This is a genomic window from Haemophilus haemolyticus (assembly GCF_001679045.1).
In the GTDB taxonomy this organism is placed as follows: Bacteria; Pseudomonadota; Gammaproteobacteria; order Enterobacterales; family Pasteurellaceae; genus Haemophilus; species Haemophilus haemolyticus.
In genome coordinates, this window is the sequence record NZ_LYCK01000012.1 from 165194 (window position 1) to 186382 (window position 21189).

At 35.9% G+C, this 21189-nt stretch carries 15 protein-coding genes; 11 read left to right on the forward strand and 4 right to left on the reverse strand.

Translation table 11 applies throughout. The annotated features are described in order from the left end of the window. Positions 1–212 precede the first annotated feature (212 nt). Positions 213–1301: a 3-deoxy-7-phosphoheptulonate synthase AroG gene (gene aroG / locus A8M50_RS04255; RefSeq protein ID WP_005644801.1), complete on the forward strand. Its 1089-nt coding sequence runs from the start codon at positions 213–215 to the stop codon at positions 1299–1301. Between the two features lie 69 nt (positions 1302–1370). Here aroG and A8M50_RS04260 read toward each other — a convergent pair whose 3' ends face one another. Next, entirely contained in the window at positions 1371–1811 is a 441-nt protein-coding gene (locus A8M50_RS04260) for a LexA family protein (protein WP_005637956.1), read from the reverse strand. Between the two features lie 287 nt (positions 1812–2098). Here A8M50_RS04260 and sstT point away from each other — a divergent pair, with 287 nt between their 5' ends. The 3 genes from sstT to A8M50_RS04275 all read left to right on the forward strand — a co-directional run bounded on the left by sstT (position 2099) and on the right by A8M50_RS04275 (position 4626). Further along, positions 2099–3343 (forward strand): serine/threonine transporter SstT, encoded by a 1245-nt coding sequence (gene sstT, locus A8M50_RS04265; RefSeq protein WP_005637953.1) that lies wholly within the window; start codon positions 2099–2101, stop codon positions 3341–3343. 120 nt (positions 3344–3463) lie between these two features. Then, on the forward strand, positions 3464–4072 hold the full coding sequence (locus tag A8M50_RS04270) for an NAD(P)H-dependent oxidoreductase (protein WP_005637952.1): 609 nt from the start codon (positions 3464–3466) through the stop codon (positions 4070–4072). Continuing rightward, positions 4072–4626, forward strand: a complete 555-nt coding sequence (locus tag A8M50_RS04275) for a TorD/DmsD family molecular chaperone (RefSeq protein ID WP_005637950.1) — start codon at positions 4072–4074, stop codon at positions 4624–4626. Before A8M50_RS04270 ends, A8M50_RS04275 begins: the two co-directional genes overlap by 1 nt. A gap of 46 nt (positions 4627–4672) precedes the next feature. On the opposite strand, the gene A8M50_RS04280 is transcribed toward A8M50_RS04275, so the two are convergent. Then, positions 4673–5227 carry an NAD(P)H nitroreductase gene (locus tag A8M50_RS04280; RefSeq protein ID WP_005637948.1) on the reverse strand — a complete coding sequence of 185 codons (555 nt, stop codon included), beginning with the start codon at positions 5225–5227 and terminating at the stop codon, positions 4673–4675. 97 nt (positions 5228–5324) lie between these two features. Here A8M50_RS04280 and sppA point away from each other — a divergent pair, with 97 nt between their 5' ends. Beyond that, positions 5325–7172, forward strand: a complete 1848-nt coding sequence (gene sppA, locus A8M50_RS04285) for a signal peptide peptidase SppA (RefSeq protein ID WP_005644926.1) — start codon at positions 5325–5327, stop codon at positions 7170–7172. A gap of 65 nt (positions 7173–7237) precedes the next feature. Here sppA and mnmC read toward each other — a convergent pair whose 3' ends face one another. After that, on the reverse strand, positions 7238–9250 hold the full coding sequence (mnmC, locus tag A8M50_RS04290; protein ID WP_005644968.1) for a bifunctional tRNA (5-methylaminomethyl-2-thiouridine)(34)-methyltransferase MnmC2/FAD-dependent 5-carboxymethylaminomethyl-2-thiouridine(34) oxidoreductase MnmC1: 2013 nt from the start codon (positions 9248–9250) through the stop codon (positions 7238–7240). A 149-nt stretch (positions 9251–9399) separates the two neighbouring features. Between mnmC and fabB the strand changes: the two genes are divergently transcribed. Beyond that, positions 9400–10620, forward strand: a complete 1221-nt coding sequence (fabB, locus tag A8M50_RS04295; protein WP_005644686.1) for a beta-ketoacyl-ACP synthase I — start codon at positions 9400–9402, stop codon at positions 10618–10620. Positions 10621–10684: 64 nt separating this feature from the next. Here fabB and A8M50_RS04300 read toward each other — a convergent pair whose 3' ends face one another. Further along, positions 10685–10948: a GrxA family glutaredoxin gene (locus A8M50_RS04300; protein ID WP_005628952.1), complete on the reverse strand. Its 264-nt coding sequence runs from the start codon at positions 10946–10948 to the stop codon at positions 10685–10687. Between the two features lie 116 nt (positions 10949–11064). Here A8M50_RS04300 and A8M50_RS04305 point away from each other — a divergent pair, with 116 nt between their 5' ends. The 5 genes from A8M50_RS04305 to A8M50_RS04325 all read left to right on the forward strand — a co-directional run bounded on the left by A8M50_RS04305 (position 11065) and on the right by A8M50_RS04325 (position 21076). Continuing rightward, positions 11065–11961: a RimK family alpha-L-glutamate ligase gene (locus A8M50_RS04305; protein ID WP_005644750.1), complete on the forward strand. Its 897-nt coding sequence runs from the start codon at positions 11065–11067 to the stop codon at positions 11959–11961. Positions 11962–12141: 180 nt separating this feature from the next. After that, the gene (locus tag A8M50_RS04310; RefSeq protein WP_005645037.1) at positions 12142–15393 is read left to right on the forward strand and encodes a helicase-related protein; all 3252 of its coding nucleotides are present in this window, start codon (positions 12142–12144) and stop codon (positions 15391–15393) included. Then, positions 15390–16064: a DUF4391 domain-containing protein gene (locus tag A8M50_RS04315; protein ID WP_005644775.1), complete on the forward strand. Its 675-nt coding sequence runs from the start codon at positions 15390–15392 to the stop codon at positions 16062–16064. Before A8M50_RS04310 ends, A8M50_RS04315 begins: the two co-directional genes overlap by 4 nt. After that, on the forward strand, positions 16052–17914 hold the full coding sequence (locus A8M50_RS04320) for a site-specific DNA-methyltransferase (protein WP_005644685.1): 1863 nt from the start codon (positions 16052–16054) through the stop codon (positions 17912–17914). Before A8M50_RS04315 ends, A8M50_RS04320 begins: the two co-directional genes overlap by 13 nt. Positions 17915–17926: 12 nt before the next feature. Then, complete coding sequence (locus A8M50_RS04325) at positions 17927–21076, forward strand: type III restriction-modification system endonuclease (protein ID WP_005644785.1); 3150 nt, start codon at positions 17927–17929, stop codon at positions 21074–21076. The last annotated feature ends 113 nt before the right edge of the window (positions 21077–21189 follow it).

The following is a 21189-nucleotide window of genomic DNA, read 5'->3' on the forward strand; positions in this document are numbered from 1 at the left end:
TGTGAATACCGCATGAAAGTGCGGTATTTTTTGTCTTTTATTCACTTAATATTTCACTTTCTTCGGCTTGCAAGCATGCGCCAAAGATAGTTTAATAGAGAATATGTAGGTTTTATTCTAAAAAATATAATGAACTAGTTTACTAGTGCAAAAAATAGATGTAGATTACCTACATAATTAAAACACAACATTTGAAAGTTTGAGAGTGATATATGGCTAAAGAGAAAATTGAGATTGTCGTGGCAAACGACGATACGCGAATTGAAAAAGTTGATCAGGTGTTACTACCCATTGCCTTATTAGAAAAATACCCAGCTAGTGAACATGCTGCGGCATTAGTGAAGCAAACTCGTCATGAGGCACATAATATTATTCATGGTAAAGATGATCGTTTATTAGTGATTATCGGTCCTTGCTCTATTCATGATCCTAAAGCAGCGATTGAGTATGCAAACCGTTTAAAACCATTACGTGAAAAATATAAAGATAGCCTTGAAATTATTATGCGTGTGTATTTTGAGAAACCACGTACAACTGTGGGCTGGAAAGGTTTAATTAACGATCCGTATTTAAATGATACTTATCGTTTAAATGATGGTTTACGCATTGCACGAAAATTACTTTCTGATATTAATGATTTAGGTGTGCCATCTGCTGGCGAATTTTTAGATATGATCACACCACAATATGTTGCAGATTTTATGAGCTGGGGCGCAATTGGTGCTCGCACGACTGAATCACAAGTTCACCGTGAGTTAGCTTCAGGTTTATCTTGTGCTGTTGGATTTAAAAATGCAACCAATGGGGGAGTGAAAGTCGCTTTAGATGCAATTGGCGCAGCAGAAGCACCTCATTATTTCTTATCTGTCACTAAATTTGGTCATTCAGCAATTGTTTCTACAAAAGGGAATGAAGATTGCCATATTATTTTACGCGGCGGAGATAAAGGGCCAAACTTCAATGCTGAAGATGTGGCAAAAGTTTGTGCTGATATTGAGAAATCTGGTCGAATCCCTCATGTAATGATTGATTTCAGCCATGCAAATAGCTGTAAACAATTTAAAAAACAAATGGATGTTTGCCAAGACGTATGTAATCAGATTGCATCTGGTTCTAAACAAATCTTTGGCGTAATGGTGGAAAGTCATTTAGTGGAAGGCCGTCAAGATTTAGTTGATGGCAAAGCGCAGACTTACGGACAAAGTATTACAGATGCTTGCATTGGATGGGAAGATTCTGAAATTCTTCTTAAACAACTTTCTGATGCAGTTATTGCTAGACGTAAAGTGACGAGTAATTAATTGAAATATAATCTAGATACTAGATAGAAGTGCGGTTGATTTTCACCGCACTTTTTTATTTGCTTTTAACTATGCTGCCCATTTCATTTTATCGCGACGTTTCATTTGATGAATCGTATTGGTCACGGTGCCGACAATAGGTAAATTCGACCAATCTTTTGTATTTATATTTGGTGTAGTGGAATCCAATGCCATGAAAAGGTAATTGCCGCTATGCGCCATAAATTCATAGACATGAAATTCGTTATTTTCTTCTAGTACAACAAGATCACCTGAATAAAGAACGTCATTTTTTTCAACGACTAGCATATCTCCACTTTCAATTCCCCAAGCTAGCATGTTTGGGTTGGTTACATGAATAAAACAGGTTTGCTTTGGACGTTTGATACAATAAAGATTTAAGTCTAGTTTTTTATTGAATTTAAGGCTGTCATCCATATCACTGAAAAAAGGGAGTGGATTATAAGAAAAATCCATTTCATATTGTGCAGTCAAAGTTTGGTTGTTCATTCGCTTATCTCCTGTTAAATAATATGGATAAATAACCTTTTACCTTGTTTTTTTGTACAGTTAAATTTTACTGGTGTTTCATACAGTGTGTCAATGGGTTAAATAAAAAATTTTTTTATAAGTATGTTTTTAGAAAATATCTAACAAATTTAGAAAAAAGTTCACTTGTTGGATAAAAAATAACAAAAAATATTTTCTTTCGATAAGAATTTACGCTATCTTTAATTCCCTTGTAGGTGGATTGGTAACAATCTGAAGTTAAATTTATTAAAAAGAAAGATAAAAGTATGAACACATCTCGTTTATTTCGTCTGTTATTCCAGGGCAATTTAGTAAAAAGAATTGCAACTGGTTTAGTTCTAGGGATCATTATTGCGCTTGTTGGACCGGTACTTGAAGGTGCTTTAGGTTTTAATATTGCGGAAAAAGTAGGCGTTTTAGGTACCATCTTTGTTAAAGCATTGCGTGCTGTTGCCCCAATTTTGATTTTCTTCCTTGTTATGGCTGCGCTTGCAAACCGTAAGATTGGTACGAAAAGCAATATGAAAGAAATCATCGTGCTTTACCTTTTAGGCACCTTCTTAGCGGCGATTATCGCAGTTATTGTAGGGTTCGTATTCCCAACGGAAGTGGTTCTTGCAACCAAAGAAGATGCAAGTTCAGCGCCACAAGCTGTTGGACAAGTTTTATTTACACTCATCTTAAATGTGGTAGATAACCCATTAAATGCAATTTTTAAAGCAAACTTTATTGGTGTATTAGCATGGTCTATCGGTTTAGGTTTAGCGTTACGTCATGCATCTGATGCAACTAAGAACGTATTATCTGATTTCGCAGAAGGTGTATCAAAAATTGTTCACGTCATTATTTCCTTTGCGCCATTTGGCGTATTCGGTTTAGTGGCTGAAACCTTATCTGATAAAGGATTAGCCGCATTAGGCGGTTATGTGCAATTACTTGCTGTATTAATCGGTACAATGTTATTCACTGCTTTTGTTATTAACCCAGCATTAGTTTATTGGAAAATTCGTCGTAATCCGTATCCATTAGTATGGACTTGTGTACGCGAAAGTGGTGTAACTGCATTCTTCACACGTAGTTCTGCGGCAAATATCCCAGTAAATATTGAATTAGCAAAACGTTTAAACCTTGATGAAGAAACTTATTCTGTTTCTATTCCATTGGGTGCGAACATCAATATGGCGGGTGCTGCAATCACGATCACAATTTTAACGTTAGCTGCAGTACACACATTAGGTGTGGAAGTGTCTTTTGTTAGTGCGATTTTATTAAGTATCGTGGCTTCTCTTTGTGCTTGCGGTGCATCTGGTGTAGCAGGTGGTTCATTATTATTAATCCCATTAGCATGTAGCTTGTTTGGTATTTCTGATGATGTGGCAGCACAAATGATCGGTGTTGGTTTCATTATCGGTATTTTACAAGACTCAACTGAAACGGCATTAAACTCATCAACTGACGTATTATTTACTGCGGCAGTATGTATGGAAGAAGAACGTAAAAACGCAGCATAATGATGATGCAAATAAGAGAGCGGGCTATGCCCGCTTTTTTTATGTGATTCTATATGCAAAGTGCGGTCTATTTTGATAGACTTTTGCCACGTTTTATTTCCCTATAAATAGGTAAGAAAAATGAATCACTTAATTATTTTTGCTCACCCTAATTCAGCGCGTAGTTTTGGGCGAGCTATTGCCAATCGTATTGAGCAAATTAGTCAAGAAAATGGTGTAAATGTATTTTTTCGTGATCTTTATGACATAAATTTTAATCCAATTTTATCTCATGAAGAATTGCAGAATGCTAACAAAGGTATTATTCCAGAAGATATCCAGCAAGAGCATGATTTTATTCTTCAAGCGGATTTAATTACATTGGTTTATCCCCTTTGGTGGATGGGGTTTCCATCAATTTTGAAAGGCTATTTAGATCGCGTATTAAGCCATGGCTTTGCCTATAAAACGGAAAACGGCGAATCAGTGGGATTGCTAAAAAATAAGCAAATGCAGCAATTTATTACTATTGGCAGTAATGTTGATAAATATAAAGAATTTGATGTGGATAAATCACTTAATCATTGTTTAATTAATGGACTGTTTAATTACTGTGGCATTGAAAATGTCGAGTTTGAATTATTCGGTGATATTCATTTAATTGATGATGAGGCGCGTAAGGCAATGATTGAACTTGCCGCTCAAAAAACAAAAGAAAAATTGACCGCACTTTTAAAGGAAAAAGCGTAATGTCTGAAAAACAAATTAATAATTTTTCATTAATTAGTCGATTATTCGGTAATCTTTTTTATCGTTCTCCTACCGATGAAGTACTTGCAGGCGCGTTTGCTTGGTTACAGCAAAAAGGTTTGAGTCAAGTTTGGGCGTTAGATACTGATAAAGAAAGTGAATTAGCGCTGAATAGCTTACAAGTTAAAATTGATCTCAATTTATTGAATCAAGAGTATCAAAAATTATTTGGTACCAATGGTAAAGTTATGACTGCTATTTCAGCTTATGACATTGATGTTGAAGAATTTATGAATTTTCGCCTTGTACGCAATATGCCAGAGGTGGAAAGTGCGGATCATTTTGCCTTATTATTGCTTACAGCCTCTTGGCTTGAAGATAATTCGGATTCTTTAGTGGCTCAACAAGAATTCTTTGAAACTTTTTTATTGCCTTGTGCAGCGAAGTTTTTAACTCAAGTAGAAAATCAAGCAACTTTGCCTTTTTATCGCGCATTGGCCCTTCTTACACGAGAAATATTGGCGGCGATGGCGGATGAATTGGAAGAAGAGTAGGAAATATTTTGCTTTCCTCTAAGTTTTGAGGAAAGCAAGCAATATTTTATAGATAGGTTACAAAATCTTTTGTATCGATAACACGGCATTCACGTTCGGCTTTTTCCATGCCTGTGCCAATCATGACTAAGGCAATCACACGATCTTGTTCACGGCATCCGAAAGCTTCTCGTAATGAAGTGCCATTAACCCATTTCCCTGAAATCCACACATTATCAAATCCTTGTGCTTGTGCAGCCAGTTGTAATCCATAAGTTGCACAACCTGCACTTAACATTTGTTCCCATCCAGGTACTTTAGCGATAGCTGGATCGATCTTTGCTACGACACCAATGACCATTGGTGCTCGATGTGCTAAATTTTCAGCTTTCTTTAATTTTTCTTCACCCAAATCAAATTCCATAACGGCTGCTTTGAGTAGCGTTTCCAATTTATTTAATCCATCATTTTCCATTACAACAAAATGATAAGGATGTAATTTTCCATGATCTGGTGCGTGCATTGCTGCTTGGAGAATAAATTCAAGCTGTTCAGCATTAGGCGCAGGTGCAGTCAATTTTTTGTTTGATTTTCTTGTTGTTAAAAGAGTTAACGCATCCATTTTATTATCCCTTATAAGTAAAAGTGCGGGGGATTATAGCATAGTTTTTGACAAGGCTTTGTGATACGCTAGCGCAAATTTTTTAAAGGTAATTTATATGTTTCGAGTATTAAAATTATGTTGGAAATCGCTATGTTTCATTCGTGATCTTGTGATGAATGTTGTGTTTTTAGGCTTTGTACTATTGCTAGTGGCGATTATTAGCTTTTCAAGCGGTGGAAAAAAATCTACAACATTAACAGGGGAAGGCGCGTTATTACTGAATTTAGATGGCTATCTAGCGGACAACCGAGATGAAACACTTCGTTGGCAAGATGCGTTAAGCGAATTGAATGGAGAACACGTCCCTCGAAAAATTTCGACTTTTGATGTGGTATTTGCCATTCAACAAGCGGAAGATGATCCTAAAATTAAAGGATTAGTACTCGATCTTAATTATTTTGAAGGAGCAGATTTACCCGCATTAGATTTTATTGGTAGCGCTATCAGCCAGTTTAAAAATGCAGGAAAACCGGTGATTGCTTATGCTGATAATTATTCTCAAGGACAATATTATTTAGCGAGCTTTGCTGATGAAATTTATTTAAATTCAATTGGAAGCGTGGATATTCACGGTTTATCGCAAGAGAATTTATATTTCAAAGAAATGCTCGACAAATTAGCCGTTACACCACATATTTTCCGCGTAGGAACGTATAAATCCGCGGTAGAACCATTTTTACGCAACGATATGTCGACTGAGGCAAAAGTAAATATGCAGCGTTGGTTAGGTGAAATGTGGAACAACTATGTTTTATCAGTCAGTGAAAATCGCAAGATTAAGAAAGATAACGTTTTGCCGAATACGAAACAATATTTATCGGATCTTAAAGCATTAAAAGGCAATAGTACCGCTTATGCCCAACAACGTGGATTAGTAACTGATGTTGTAACTCGTTTAGATTTAGATAAAAAACTTACCGCACTTTTTGGTAAAGGGAGTGACGGGAAAGCGAATCTGATTGAACTTGATGATTATTTGACTCAACTGCCTGATCGTTTAGAACATTACAATGTACCGAATAAAATTGCAGTCGTGAATGTTGAGGGAACGATCATAGATGGTGAAAGTGATGAAGAAAATGCTGGTGGTGATACTATTGCACGAATTCTTCGTAAAGCTTACGATGACAACTCAGTAAAAGCCGTTGTTTTACGAGTCAACTCACCGGGCGGTAGTGCTTTTGCTTCTGAAATTATCCGACAAGAGACTGAAAATTTACAGAAAATCGGTAAGCCTGTGATTGTTTCTATGGGAGCCATGGCAGCATCTGGTGGTTATTGGATCTCATCCACTTCAGATTATATTATTGCCGATGCAAACACCATTACGGGCTCTATCGGTATTTTCGCGATGTTCCCGACTTTTGAAAATAGCATTAAGAAAATCGGGGTGAATGCTGATGGTGTTTCAATCACTGAATTAGCTAATACATCTGCGTTTTCTCCATTAGCAAAATCTGTGCAAGATATTTATCAAACAGAAATTGAGCATGGTTATGATAGATTTTTAGAAATTGTCAGCAAAGGTCGCCAGCTTTCTAAAACACAAGTAGATAAACTGGCTCAAGGTCAGGTTTGGTTAGGTAGTGATGCATTCCAAAATGGTTTGGTGGATGAGATTGGTTCTTTTAATGAAGCGGTTAATAAAGCAGAGCAATTAGTGAATCAACGCCAAGATACTGCTGTACAAGATTTTAGCGTGGAATGGTTCACTGATGATAACGTGAGTTTAATTAGCACCTTATTGCGAGATACTAAAAAAGGGGCGCAAGAGCAGTTAGTTAAATGGCTTGGTTTGCCAGCTCCAATTCAAAAATTACACAAAGAATTGAATGTATTAACTAAATTTAATGATCCTAAAGGTCAATATTTGTATTGTTTGAATTGTGGAAGAATAAAGTAAAATTTACGTTTATTATGTTAACAGCACAAGTTTAATACCTGTGCTGTTATTTTTCTGAAGTAAAATTATTCCACTACGCTTCCTTTCAACCACTTTCTCACCCAAGCTCGATTAGCTGAAAGATTATGTAATATAGCTTCGCTTATAGGCAATGGCTCGCCATAAATGATTGAAGCTAAGGTTTCACCTAAGAGTGGGGCGGAGGTCAGCCCGCGAGAACCTAAGGCTGCCGTTAAAAAAAGATTCTGAAAATTGGCCGCACTTTGAATAGGTTGTTTACGGCGGCGGAGGTTAAATAGATTGTAATAATCCGCTTGTTGCTGTTCAAAATTAGGTACGTTTCCGACCATTGGGGCAAGATCTCTTACGGAGCATCGGATACCTACACGCGCTAAATTACCTGATGTATCCACATCTTGCGTCCAAGGTTGGGCGATATTTTGTTGGATTTTTTGTTGATTTTCTTGTTGTTCTTGTTCACTAAAGTGGCGATCAACATTATCACGAACATGGCTTGCGCCGATGCAATGTGAGGTTTTTAATTGATCGGCTGGGGTGAGATAGCCATCATAACAAAGCACAGATTTCAGTTTGAGTAAGTTTTCTGATGTTGGAATTTGGCTGACTTGCCCGCGGATAGGGTAGAGCGGTAGCTTTTCTGTTTGAACAAAATCAGCAATTTTATATCCGTTCGCAAGAATGATGACTTCATGGCTGTATTTTTGGCCTTGCGTATTTTGTAGTTCCCAACCGTTTTCTTGTTGAGAAAGTGCGGTAATTTTTTGTGAGGTTTTAATGATGACACCCTGCTTTTCAAGAAACGAAAAGGCATTTTGAACAAATTGTCTTGGTGCAAGCCAAGCCCCTTGTTCAATCCAACCGCCTTCGCAATTAAGCGGTAATCCCACTTTTTCACTGAGTTGTTCAGTATTCAGCATTTGGAAGATTTCGTTCGGTAAACCAAGTTGAGAAATCTTTGTTAATTTAACCGCACTTTTTTCGTTGTAAGCACATAGTGCCACGCCACAAAATTCGTGCTCAAACGCTATGTTTTGTGCGATTGCCCAATCAAGTAATTGGCGACCGTAACTGAAAGCGTGCAGGTAAAAATCAACGGTGAGCGCATTATCATCGCTAAGTTGCGGATAAAATGCGCCTTGTTTATTGCCTGAGGCATTGAGTGCGAGCGCTTCATCCTCACAATAAATAGAGACTTTTGCTTCGCGTTTTACTAAGGAAATGGCAGCACAAAGAGAAGCAATACCACCGCCAATAATGGCGACATCTTGTTTTTCCATTTTCGCAGGCTGAGCAAGATACCAAGGTGTAGAAAGCGCGGTATATTTTGATTGTATTTTTAGCCCACTTAAACATTCTCGTTTCTTGCCGAAGCCTTTATGTTTTGCCACCTTAAAGCCTGCGGATTCAAGTCCTTTTCTGACCGCACTTGCTGCGGTGAAGGTGGCAAAAGTTCCATTGGGTTTCGTGAAACGAAACATCAGATTATAGAGATCATCATTCCACATTTCAGGATTTTTGCTCGGCGCAAAGCCATCTAAAAACCAAGCATCAATACGTTCATTCATATAATCGCCAAGTTGTGGCAAGTTTTCTGATACATCACCAAACCATAAATCTAACGTGGTTTCTCCAAAATGAATACGATGACAACCTAGAATCAATGAAGGCCAATAACGTTGCAAATGAGTGCTTAAATCTTCAAACTGAGGATAGGCAAGATGCGCTTGCGAAAGTGCGGTGATTTTTAGCGGATATTTTTCAAAGGAAATAAAATTAAGGCGTTTTAAAGGATGATTCTCGTGTTGCTGGCGAAATTCACGGAACAATTGAGTTGCCGCAAAGAAATTTAATCCTGTACCAAATCCTGTTTCAGCGATGACAAAATTAGCTTCTTTGTGTGTTATCCAACGTTCCCAAAGTTGATTACCTTGTAGAAAAACATAATCTGTTTCTGCCAATCCATTTTCGTTAGAAAAATAGACATCATCGAATTGATCGGAGACGGGAATATGGTTTTGATTGAAGTGAATCTCAGCATGTTGGACGCTAAAGGTCATTTTTTTATTCCTTCCTTGCCTAATGAAATTTGCGTATAATAACGCGATTTTCTGAACTGGTCGAACAAATGAATTATTGCTTGAAATATTTTTATTTCGTAGTAATTTTGAGCCGTTATTTTTACATATAAAACAATAAGGAAGAAGCAATGAGAAGAGCTGTAATTACAGGCTTTGGGATTATTTCAAGTATCGGTAACAACAAAGAAGAAGTATTGGCTTCATTAAAAGCAGGGAAATCAGGTATTGAAGTTGTGCCTGAGTTTGTAGAAATGAATATGCGTAGCCATGTTGCCGGAACAATCAAATTAAACCCAAGCGAGCACATTGATCGTAAAGTGTTCCGTTTTATGGGTGATGCAGCGGCTTATGCTTATCTTTCTATGCGTGAAGCGATTGAGGATGCAGGTTTAACAGAAGATCAGGTTTCTAATGATCGCACTGGTTTAGTGATTGGTGCTGGTACGGGTTCTGCACATAATCAATTAGTGGCGTGTGATGCGGTACGTGGCCCTCGCGGTGTAAAAGCAATTGGCCCTTATGCTGTAACGAAAACTATGGCTTCAAGTGTTTCCGCTTGTTTAGCCACCCCTTATAAAATCCGTGGTGTGAACTACTCAATCAGCTCTGCTTGTGCAACCTCTGCACACTGTATCGGTCACGCAGTTGAATTAATCCAATTAGGTAAACAAGATGTCGTTTTTGCTGGTGGTGCAGAAGAATTATCTTGGGAATGTGCTACTGAGTTTGATGCAATGGGGGCAGTTTCAACTAAATACAATGACACGCCAGAAAAAGCATCTCGTGCTTATGACGCAAACCGCGATGGTTTCGTTATTGCAGGTGGTGGTGCAGTTGTAGTTGTGGAAGAATTAGAACACGCACTTGCTCGTGGTGCAAAAATCTACGCTGAAATTGTAGGTTATGGCGCAACTTCTGATGGTTACGATATGGTTGCACCAAGCGGTGAAGGTGCAGAGCGTTGTATGAAACAAGCAATGGCAACTGTAGATACCCCAATTGATTACATCAACGTACATGGCACATCTACACCAGTAGGTGACGTGAAAGAATTAGGTGCAATTAAAAATGTATTTGGTGATAAAATCCCAGCGATTTCTTCAACTAAATCAATGACTGGTCACTCTTTAGGGGCTGCTGGTGCACACGAAGCAATTTACACGTTATTAATGTTGGATAATGACTTTATTGCACCAAGTATTAATATCGAAACCTTAGATGAAGCGGCTGAAGGTTGCAACATCGTTACTGAGACGAAAGAAAATGCAGGATTACAAACTGTAATGTCAAATAGCTTTGGTTTTGGTGGTACGAATGCAACATTAATTTTTAAACGTTATAACGGTTAAGACTCTTTTATGAAAAAAGCCACTTTCAATTGAAAGTGGCTTTTTTGTAAATTAAAAAGAAAAATTAAGCAACGATACCAAATTGTTCTTTCATCAATGCTTCAAAGTCAGTGCAACCACCGATTGGTTTTTCATCAATAAAGATTTGTGGTACGGTTTCTACTGGTTTACCAACAGATTTTGATAAATCTTCTTTAGTAATGCCTTCTGCGTGAATATCCACATAACGATAGTCAAAATCAGCAACTTCACCTTTTAATTTTTCAGCAAGGTTTTTTGCACGCACACAGTAAGGGCAGCCAGGACGACCAAAAATAACAACGAACATAAGATTTCCTTTTTTGAGTTAAAAATTCCAAGCAATTCTACCTGATTTTTATCGTCTACATAAAGTGTTTTTATTTGTGTAATATACGGAACATCCTAGACAATGAGTTAAATATTATGAAATTACTAATGCTTTGCCGCGAACCTCGTCTTTATAGTTGCCAGCGCTTAAAAGAAGCTGCGAAACACCAAGGGTATGAGATGGATATTTTAGATCCGAATCGCTGTCTCTTAAAACTCTCACAAAATCCACCGCACTTTCAGATTTTTTATCAAGAAAATTCCGAGTTGAAACCTTATTTATTGCCTGATTATGATGCTATTTTGCCTCGATTTGGCACAACGAGTACGCAAATGGGATGTTCAGTCTTACAGCATTTTGAAGGAAAAGGGATTTTTTGTTTAAATTCATCTCAGGCATTTTTAAATGCGCGTGATAAATGGAAAAGTTTGCAACTTTTGCTGAAGGCTGGTGTTCCTGTTCCTAATTCACTTTTAAGTGGCGGTGAAGTGCAAGCTCAGGCGACGACACCTTATATCAGTTTGCCGACAATTTTAAAAACGCTAAATGGTTCACAAGGAATTGGAGTTATTTTGGCTGAAAAACCACAAAGTGCGGTGAGCATTATGGAAGCTTTTAAACAAACCAATATAGCTATGCTGCAGCAAGATTTTATTGAAGAAGCGGGCAATGCGGATATTCGTTGTTTTGTAATTGCTGATCAAGTTATAGCAACGATGCAGAGAATTGGGCAAGATGGTGAGTTTAGGGCGAATTGCCATCGTGGCGGAAAAACCGAAAAAATTACCCTAAGCGATGAAGAAAAGCAGATAGCCATTCAAGCAACAAAAGCCATCGGTTTAGATGTAGCTGGTGTGGATTTAATTCGTTCGAAAAATGGATTATTGGTTTTAGAAGTAAATGCAAGTCCAGGCTTGGAAATGATTGAAAAAACAAGCGGGGTTGATATTGCGTTACAGATGATAAATTATGTTGAAAAGCAATTTATTTGAATGAGGAATAGTATCAATAAAATATGATATTTATAGTTATTTTAGTCTTATTTAATAAATCCAATTTGGAATTAGTGTAAATAATTATTCTATTATGAAATATTAGGTTAAATATATTGAATAAATTTTATATACCTTTTAATATGATTTAGTAATTTTCTTTCCTGACATGTCCTTCCTATGAAATTAATTGATAACGTAACATCACTGTTTGGTGATGATTTAAAAGCGAATTTGACGAGAACGACTAAGCTAAAAATAATGGCGTCGTATTTTTCAATTTATGCTTATTCAGCCTTAAAGGCAGAGTTAGAGAAAATTGAAGAACTACAATTTATCTTTACTTCCCCAACCTTCGTACCAGAAAAAGTTACTGAGCGTTTAAAGAAAGAGAAACGAGAGTTTATTATTCCCAAAAGTGACCGAGAGAATAGCCTATATGGCACAGAATATGAAATTCACTTACGTAACAGATTAACTCAAAAAGCAATTGCGAGAGAATGTGCAGAATGGATTAAACACAAAGTAACATTTAAATCCAATATCAGCAATGGCGTGATGCAGGAATTTATAACGCTAAATGAAGTAGATAGTACGGTTACTTATATGCCAATTCAGGGTTTCACCACGACGGGATTAGGATATGAGAAAGGCAAAGCAGTTTCAAATATGGTCAATGCTTTTTCAGAGCCTCATTCTCTTTCTTATTTACAACTTTTTGATCAAATATGGCATGATTCAGAGAAAGTTGAAGATATCACTAGTGAAATTATTCAGCATATTGAATCGGTATACCAAGAAAATTCGCCAGAACACATTTATTTTTTAATGCTCTATAACATTTTCAAAGATTTCTTAACAGATATTGATGAAGATGTTATGCCGAATGAAAAGACAGGATATCAAGAAACAGTTATTTGGAATAAATTATTTAATTTCCAAAAAGACGCTGTGAAGGGATTGATTAATAAATTAGAAAAATATAATGGTTGCGTATTAGCTGACAGTGTGGGTTTAGGTAAAACTTTTACTGCTTTAGCTGTCATCAAATATTACGAACTCCGTAATAAAAGTGTTCTTGTGCTTTGCCCTAAAAAGTTAAATGATAACTGGACAACCTATAATACTAATGTGGTGACTAACATTTTAGCTAAAGACCGATTTAACTATGATGTGTTATTCCATACGGATTTATCTCGAGAGACGGGAACATCTAATGGTATTGATTTAGGCAAAGTAAACTGGGGAAATTATGATCTTGTAGTGATTGATGAATCGCACAACTTCCGCAATCGAGACACGTTCAAAGATCGAGAAACCCGTTATCAAAAGTTAATGGATAAAGTGATTCGCCAAGGCGTTAAAACTAAAGTATTAATGCTCTCTGCAACGCCAGTAAATAATCGTTTCAATGATTTAAAAAATCAGCTTGCTTTAGCTTATGAAGGAAATTCTTCACTATTGAATGAAAAGCTAGATACAGAAAGAGACATTGATACAATTTTTGCTAGGGCTCAAGCTAGTTTTAACCGCTGGGCTAAACTTCCTGCAGAACAACGCACAACACAAGAAATTCTAAACTTACTGGATTTTGATTTTTTCAAGTTATTAGATAGTGTGACAATTGCTCGTTCTCGTAAACATATTCAAACCTTTTATGACACAAAAGATATTGGGCAATTCCCAATCCGTCGAATGCCAATTTCCCATAGACGACCGATTTCAAAAGCTACACAAATTTCATTAGAAGATATTTTTAAACAGCTCACCTCATTAAATATGGCAGTGTATGCCCCGATGAGTTATATCTTCCCAAGTGCAATGGAGAAATACGAGGACTTATTTGATACGGTTGTTAACAACAATAGTCGTTTTAAACAAGTTGACCGTGAAAAAAGTTTACAATCATTAATGACGGTAAACTTACTCAAACGTTTAGAAAGTTCAGTACATTCATTTCGTTTAACGCTTAATGTGTTAAAAGATAAAATTGAAAATGCACTTAAGCAGATTGCATCGTTTGAGCAAAAACAGCTAAATGATGACTTTATTCTTGATGATTATACTGAAAATGAGTTTGACGATGATGAATACATCGGTAAGACTTTGAAAATTAATCTAAAAGATATGGATGTTATCAGTTGGCGAACATCACTCGTTTTAGATTTAGATATCGTGAATGAATTGCTGTCGGTCGTAAATCCAATAACACCTGAGTATGATGATAAATTGCAGCACTTAAAAGAGCAAATTATTGAGAAAATTCACCAGCCAATAAATAAAGATAATAAGAAAATCATTATTTTTACTGCATTTGCGGATACGGCAGATTACCTCTACCAACAACTTTCTGGTGATTTACTTACTCGCTTTGGCATTCATAGTGCAAAAATTACAGGCTCAAATAATCTTTCAACGATTAAAACGCAACCTAATAGTAAGCACACTTATGATATGCAAGGGCTATTGACCTTATTCTCGCCTATTTCAAAACAAAAAGCGGATGTATTCCCAAATGAGAGTCGAGAAATTGATATTTTAATTGCAACGGACTGTATTTCTGAAGGACAAAACTTACAAGATTGTGATTATTTAATTAACTTTGATATTCACTGGAATCCAGTTCGTATTATTCAGCGATTTGGGCGTATTGACCGTATTGGCTCGCCAAATAGTGAGATTCAATTGGTAAACTATTGGCCTGATATTAGTTTAGATGAATATATCAATTTGCGAGAACGGGTTGAAAATCGCATGATTATAGTTGATATGACTAGTACAGGTGATGATAACGTGCTCACAGCTAAGTCGAACGATATTGCTTACCGTAAAGAACAATTACAACGATTGCAAACCGAAGTATTAGATTTAGAAGAGACGAATGCAGGGGTATCTATCACTGATCTTGGGCTAAATGATTTTAGAATGGATTTGTTGAATTATATGGAACACAATCCTGATCTTGCTCGTTTGCCAAATGGCTTGCATACAGTTGTACCAGCCATGCCGCAACTTGGTTTGCATGCAGGTGTGATTTTTACCTTAAAATCACGCGCTTTTAGCGCTGAACAGATGAATCAAAATCGCTTGTATCCGTATTATTTAGTATACATTCAACAAGATGGTACTATTGTGTATGATTATACTAAAGCAAAACATCTATTGGATTTAGCCCGCCTTGCTTGTAGAGATAAATCTATACCCATCCCAACGGCTTATGAGCCGTTTAATCGTAAAACCAAAGATGGGCGCGAGATGAAGCGTTATTCTGAACTATTAGATACGGTAATTGAAAATATTCGCAATGTGAAAGCGGAAAAAGACATTGATAGCCTATTTAATGGTTTGAATACGACGGCCTTAATTGATGATATTCAAAGCTTAAGTGATTTTGAATTGATCAGCTTTATTGTAATTGAGGATGCAGTATGATTTATCAATATCCTGCTCGCACACTGGTAGATAAGTCTATTCCAAAATCAAAGTTTTACTCGGAAGGCAGCGCAAACACTCGAGTTGAACGCTTGTTCATCGAACAAATAGAAAGTATTTATTGGGCGAATAAACTTTCTTCTGACACAATGAATATTGAATCGCAAGAAGATCTACGTGAGGTACAGATTTTTTCTGTTAATGCCCGAGTAGAAATGCTTGATATAGAAATTTTCCGTTATATTGATAAACTGATTCCTAGTCCAATTATCTTTGAAGTCTATTTTCAAGATAAGGTTAAAGTGATAGCTGCTTATAAACGTTTAAATCAAGCTGATAAAAGTAAGGTTGTGATTGGTGATTATTTCCAAACTGAATGGTTGCCGATTGAACGCCAAGATTTACCTTTATTTCTCCGCTTAAGTGAGCTTTATGAGTTTTTAATTAGTCAGTTATTACCGAATCAAACCAATGCTTCCTCATTAGCAGATAAAATGAGGTTAAATCAAGAAATAACCCTGCTTGAAACGCGTATAAAACAGCTTGAACAACAACTTAAACGTGAAAAACAATTTAATCGTAAGGCAGAACTCAATATCAATTTACTGAAATTGCGAGATGAATACACCCAATTAACTTCCTCATCTAAGGACAACCTATGTCAGATTTAAAAATGCATACCGCCAATTTAGTGGCAAAAAATATCGAAAAATTGACCGCTCTTTTCCCAAATTGCATTACAGAAACTCGTAATGAGCAAGGAGAAATCATCAAAGGCGTGGATTTTGATTTATTACGACAAGAGCTTTCTGAGGCGTTAGTGGAAGGCGTGCAAGAGCGTTACACGCTAAATTGGGTGGGGAGGAAAGAATCAATTCTTACTGCCAACGCCCCAATTGCGAAAACACTACGCCCTTGTCGTGAAGAGAGCGTAAATTTTGATACTACAGAAAATCTCTTTATTGAAGGCGATAATTTAGATGCCTTAAAGCTGTTGCAGGAAAATTATCTTGGCAAAGTGAAGATGATTTATATCGATCCGCCATATAACACAGGTAATGACTTTATCTATAACGATGATTTTGCCGAAAATACAGAAGAATTTTTAATTCGTTCTAATCAAATAGATGAGGATGGGAATCGACTAATTGCTAATACGGAAAGTAATGGACGATTTCATTCTGACTGGTTGTCTATGATGTATAGCCGTTTAAGATTAGCTCGTAATTTATTAACCGATGATGGTGTTATTTTTATTTCTATTGATGATAATGAACTGGCTAATTTGAAACGTATATGTGATGAAATTTTTGGAGATAGAAATTTTGTAGATACCTTAATTTGGAAAAAATTATATGGAGGTAAAAATGATGCGAAATGGTTTACGCATTACCACGATTATATTTTAGTTTATACAAAGAATAAGTTGAGTTGGTATCCTAATTTATTACCTAGAAGTGACAAACAGAATGATAGATATAAAAATCCAGATAATGATCCTAGAGGGGTCTGGAAAAGTGCGGATTTTACACAGTTTGGCCCTACTCCGAATTGTGTTTATGAAATTGAAACTCCTAATGGTTCAAAATATTATCCTCCAGAGGGAAAACGATGGATTACAACTTATGATAAATATTTAAAATTAAGAGAGGATAATCGGTTATGGTTTGGAATGGATGGAGGAAATATTCCAAGCCAAAAACGGTATTTATCTGAAGTTAAGCAAGGTATCAGCCAATCTACATTTTTAGATTATAGTGAAGTTGGACATAGTGATGAGGCCAATAAAGAATTAAAAAATATTTTAGGTGGAAAGTATTTTGATTATCCTAAGCCTACACGCCTATTACATAGATTGCTTCATTTAGGCACTAAAGATAATGACCTAATTTTAGACTTTTTCGCAGGCTCCGGCACGACTGCTCACGCTGTTATGCAATTAAATGCCGAAGATAATGGCAACCGTAAATTTATCTGTGTACAGCTGCCTGAAAAAACTGATGAAAAATCGGAAGCTTTTAAAGCAGGTTATTCAACCATTGCAGAAATTACTAAAGAACGAATTCGCCTAGCAGGTTCACAAATTTTGCAAAATTTAGATGAAAATAAATCGCTTGATGTGGGTTTTCGCGTGCTAAAAATTGATTCAAGCAATATGAAAGACATCTATTATCAGCCTGAACAATACGATAAAACAATGCTTGATCACATGGTTTCGCATATTAAAGAAGACCGCACTGCAGAAGATTTATTATTTCAAGTAATGTTAGATTGGGGAGTAGAGCTTTCATTGCCAATTGAGCGTAAAACCATTGATGGTAGTGAAGTCTATTTTGTAGCAGGCAATACATTAGTAGCATGCTTTGATAAATTCACCATGAATGTTGTGGATGAAATTGCGAAGGTTAAACCGCTACGCGTGGTTTCAACCGAATTAGCCATCATGCACGATCAAGATAAAACCAATATTAAAGAACGCTTTAAGCAATTGTCATCTGATACTGAAGTCAGATTCCTATAAAGAAAGGAAAAAATGGATATTAAATTTAGAACTCTCAATTATCAATTAGCTGCCACACAAGCGGTGGTAAATTGTTTTATAGGTCAGTCGAAATCAGATGGCAATCGTTATATGTTGGATAAAGGGAAACGTAAGGCGAATAATTCTCTGCAGATTGATTTTATAAATGATCAACAAGGCGAAACCTATACTGATATAGCCTTTGGTAATGCGCCGATTCAAGATATGGATCGAGTATTAAGCAATGTACAAGAACAGCAGTTAGCAGCCGGCTTGGCTCGCTCTGAAACTTTAGTTGTTGATGATAATGGAAAAGGTAAAAACCTGACTTCTAGCCAGTTAAACTTAAACATCGAAATGGAAACGGGAACAGGAAAGACTTATTGCTACATTCGCACGATGTTTGAGTTGAATAAGCAATATGGTTGGTCTAAGTTTATTATCGTAGTACCGAGTATTGCAATCCGTGAAGGTGTTTATAAAAGCTTGGAAATGATGGCGGATCATTTTCATCATATTTATCAGAAAAAAGCGCGCTTCTTTATTTATGATTCAAAGGCATTACACCATTTAGAAAGTTTTAGTGCTGATGGTGGTATCAATGTTATGGTGATTAATGTGCAAGCTTTTAATGCTACAGGTAAAGATGCACGCCGTATTTATGAAGAATTGGACGAATTTCAGTCTCGTCGACCAATTGATGTGCTCAGTAAAAATAGACCTATTCTTATTTTAGATGAGCCGCAAAAAATGCAAGCGGATAAAACGTTGGAATCTTTAGCAAATTTTAAACCGCTCTTTATTTTGCGTTATTCTGCAACTCATAAACGTGATTACAATTTGATTTATCGTTTAGATGCTTTGGATGCTTATAATCAAAAATTAGTTAAAAAAATCACGGTAAAAGGCATTGAGGTACAAGGTTTAACTGGAACAAATGGTTACCTGTATTTGCAGAGTATTGAGCTTTCCAAGCAAGCTCCTGTTGCTTATTTAGAACTGGAGGTGAAAACGAAAAATGGCTTTTCTCGTAAAATTAGGAAAGTCAAAAAAGGCGATGATTTATATGTGTTATCAAATAATAGTACACAATATTTAGATCGTTATGTAATCACTGATATTAATGGTCTTAACAACACGGTGGAGTTTGCTAATGGTTTAACGTTAGGCGTGTTGGAAGCATACGGATGTGTTGATGAGAAATTAAAGCGTACGATTCAAATTCGGGAAACTATTCGTTCTCATTTACAAAAAGAGCAGGAATTGTTTGCTAAAGGGATTAAAGTATTAAGTTTATTTTTTATTGATGAGGTCGCTAAATATCGTCAATATGATGAAAATAATAATGTGATTGACGGTGAATATGTTGAGATTTTTAAACAACAATATGAGCAAGTGGTTGATGAATTCATTGAAAAGTATTTAGAGGATTCACCTTATATTCAACATTTGAAAAATATTGATGTAAATAAAACCCATAATGGCTATTTCTCGATTGATAAGAAATCAAAGCGTTTAGTTGATCCTGACATGAAAGATAAAAATTCAGAATCAGTACCAATTTCAAACGATAGTGATGCTTATGATTTGATTTTAAAAGATAAAGAGCGTTTGTTATCTTTTGATGAGCCAACTCGTTTTATTTTCTCGCACTCGGCTCTACGTGAAGGTTGGGATAATCCGAATGTATTTACCATTTGTACGTTAAAACACTCGGATAATACGATTTCTCGTCGTCAAGAAGTTGGACGTGGTTTACGTTTAGCGGTAAATAAAGATGGCGAACGTATGGATGCAATATGTTTTGGTGAAAATAGTCAGGTAATTCATCAAATTAATAATTTAACCGTTGTTACGGATGAAAGTTATAAAGATTTTGTAACGAGCTTACAGAAAGAAATGTTGGAGTCACTTTCTAGTCGTCCAACACAAGCCACTGAAGCGTTCTTTAAGGGCAAACAGATTGTTTTAGCTAGTGGTGAGAAGCGTATTATTACTGAGATAGAGGCAAGAATAATTTACAGTTATCTATTAGAAAATAAATATATAGATAAAAGAACAGCACATATTATTGAAAAATATCACCAAGATAAAGCCAATAATGAGTTAGCGGAGTTAGATCAAGAGTTACAAGAGATTGCACCTCAAGTCTTCAAATTGATTGATAGTGTGCTTGATCGTTCATTATTAAACGATATGGTAGATGATGGTAGTAAACGCGTAACCAATTCATTAAATGATAACTTTAATCGTGCAGAATTTAAGGCTTTATGGAAGAAAATCAATCAGAAAGCAAGCTATCAAATTCAATTAGACAGTAAGAAGTTAATTCAAGATAGCATTGCACAAATTCAACAAGTATCTAAGGAGCGTAATGATAAATTTGTCGAAACATTAAGTTATAAATTGGCTACAGGTTCGCAAAAAGATGAAATGCGACATCATGATCTAGAAGTTCGAGAAACATTCGGTACATATGAGACGAAGACAGAGCAAGCGAGTATTTCTGCGTATTCTCAAGTGAGATATGATCTCGTTGGTGATATTGCTGAAAATACACAATTAACTCGTAAAACAGTGGTGGAAATTTTAAAAGGGATTAGTTCTGTTATTTTCAATCAGTTTAAAAATAACCCTGAAGCTTTTATTCGTGAAGTGAGTCAAATAATTAATTCTCAACAAGCAAGTATGGCATTACAACATTTAAATTATCAACTATTGGGTTCTGGTTATCCTGATAGTGAGATATTTACAACTAATTTAGTTGCTAATGATGCCTATAAAACGAAAAATCATATTTGGGATTACGTCACTACAGATTCAAAAGTAGAAGAAATTTTTGCGAAAGAACTTGATGCAGCTAAAGAAGTGCTAGTTTACGCGAAGTTGCCAGATAATTTTAAAATTCCAACACCATTTGGTAGTTATAATCCTGATTGGGCAATTGCTTTTGATACAGCTTTAGTAAAAGAAATCTATTTTGTTGCTGAAACTAAAGGATCTATTTTGAGTGAAGATTTAAAACTTAAAGAACGCAGTAAAATCGAAAGTGCTAAGAGATTTTTTGAAACTTTAAATGCTCAGTCGTTAGGGAATGATAAAGTGCAATATAAGGTTGTTTCAAATATTGATGAATTAATGAAAGTAGCTTTGAGGAAATAGTAGAAAATAAAGGCGTTTTGTTATGTGTTGTTATTGAGTAGTTGCAATACTGACAAAAAGTATATCAATACTATTCCATTATATATAGAGACTTTTATTACCTTTTTCCAATG

Bases quoted from the DNA above. Each gene is read 5' to 3' on its own strand.
- mnmC (WP_005644968.1), bottom strand. From the start codon at position 9,250: ATGACCTTTAGCGTCCAACATGCTGAGATTCACTTCAATCAAAACCAT.
- A8M50_RS04270 (WP_005637952.1), top strand. From the start codon at position 3,464: ATGAATCACTTAATTATTTTTGCTCACCCTAATTCAGCGCGTAGTTTT.
- A8M50_RS04305 (WP_005644750.1), top strand. From the start codon at position 11,065: ATGAAATTACTAATGCTTTGCCGCGAACCTCGTCTTTATAGTTGCCAG.
- A8M50_RS04300 (WP_005628952.1), bottom strand. From the start codon at position 10,948: ATGTTCGTTGTTATTTTTGGTCGTCCTGGCTGCCCTTACTGTGTGCGT.
- A8M50_RS04275 (WP_005637950.1), top strand. From the start codon at position 4,072: ATGTCTGAAAAACAAATTAATAATTTTTCATTAATTAGTCGATTATTC.
- A8M50_RS04320 (WP_005644685.1), top strand. From the start codon at position 16,052: ATGTCAGATTTAAAAATGCATACCGCCAATTTAGTGGCAAAAAATATC.
- A8M50_RS04310 (WP_005645037.1), top strand. From the start codon at position 12,142: ATGAAATTAATTGATAACGTAACATCACTGTTTGGTGATGATTTAAAA.
- A8M50_RS04260 (WP_005637956.1), bottom strand. From the start codon at position 1,811: ATGAACAACCAAACTTTGACTGCACAATATGAAATGGATTTTTCTTAT.
- A8M50_RS04315 (WP_005644775.1), top strand. From the start codon at position 15,390: ATGATTTATCAATATCCTGCTCGCACACTGGTAGATAAGTCTATTCCA.
- sppA (WP_005644926.1), top strand. From the start codon at position 5,325: ATGTTTCGAGTATTAAAATTATGTTGGAAATCGCTATGTTTCATTCGT.
- fabB (WP_005644686.1), top strand. From the start codon at position 9,400: ATGAGAAGAGCTGTAATTACAGGCTTTGGGATTATTTCAAGTATCGGT.
- sstT (WP_005637953.1), top strand. From the start codon at position 2,099: ATGAACACATCTCGTTTATTTCGTCTGTTATTCCAGGGCAATTTAGTA.
- A8M50_RS04325 (WP_005644785.1), top strand. From the start codon at position 17,927: ATGGATATTAAATTTAGAACTCTCAATTATCAATTAGCTGCCACACAA.
- A8M50_RS04280 (WP_005637948.1), bottom strand. From the start codon at position 5,227: ATGGATGCGTTAACTCTTTTAACAACAAGAAAATCAAACAAAAAATTG.
- aroG (WP_005644801.1), top strand. From the start codon at position 213: ATGGCTAAAGAGAAAATTGAGATTGTCGTGGCAAACGACGATACGCGA.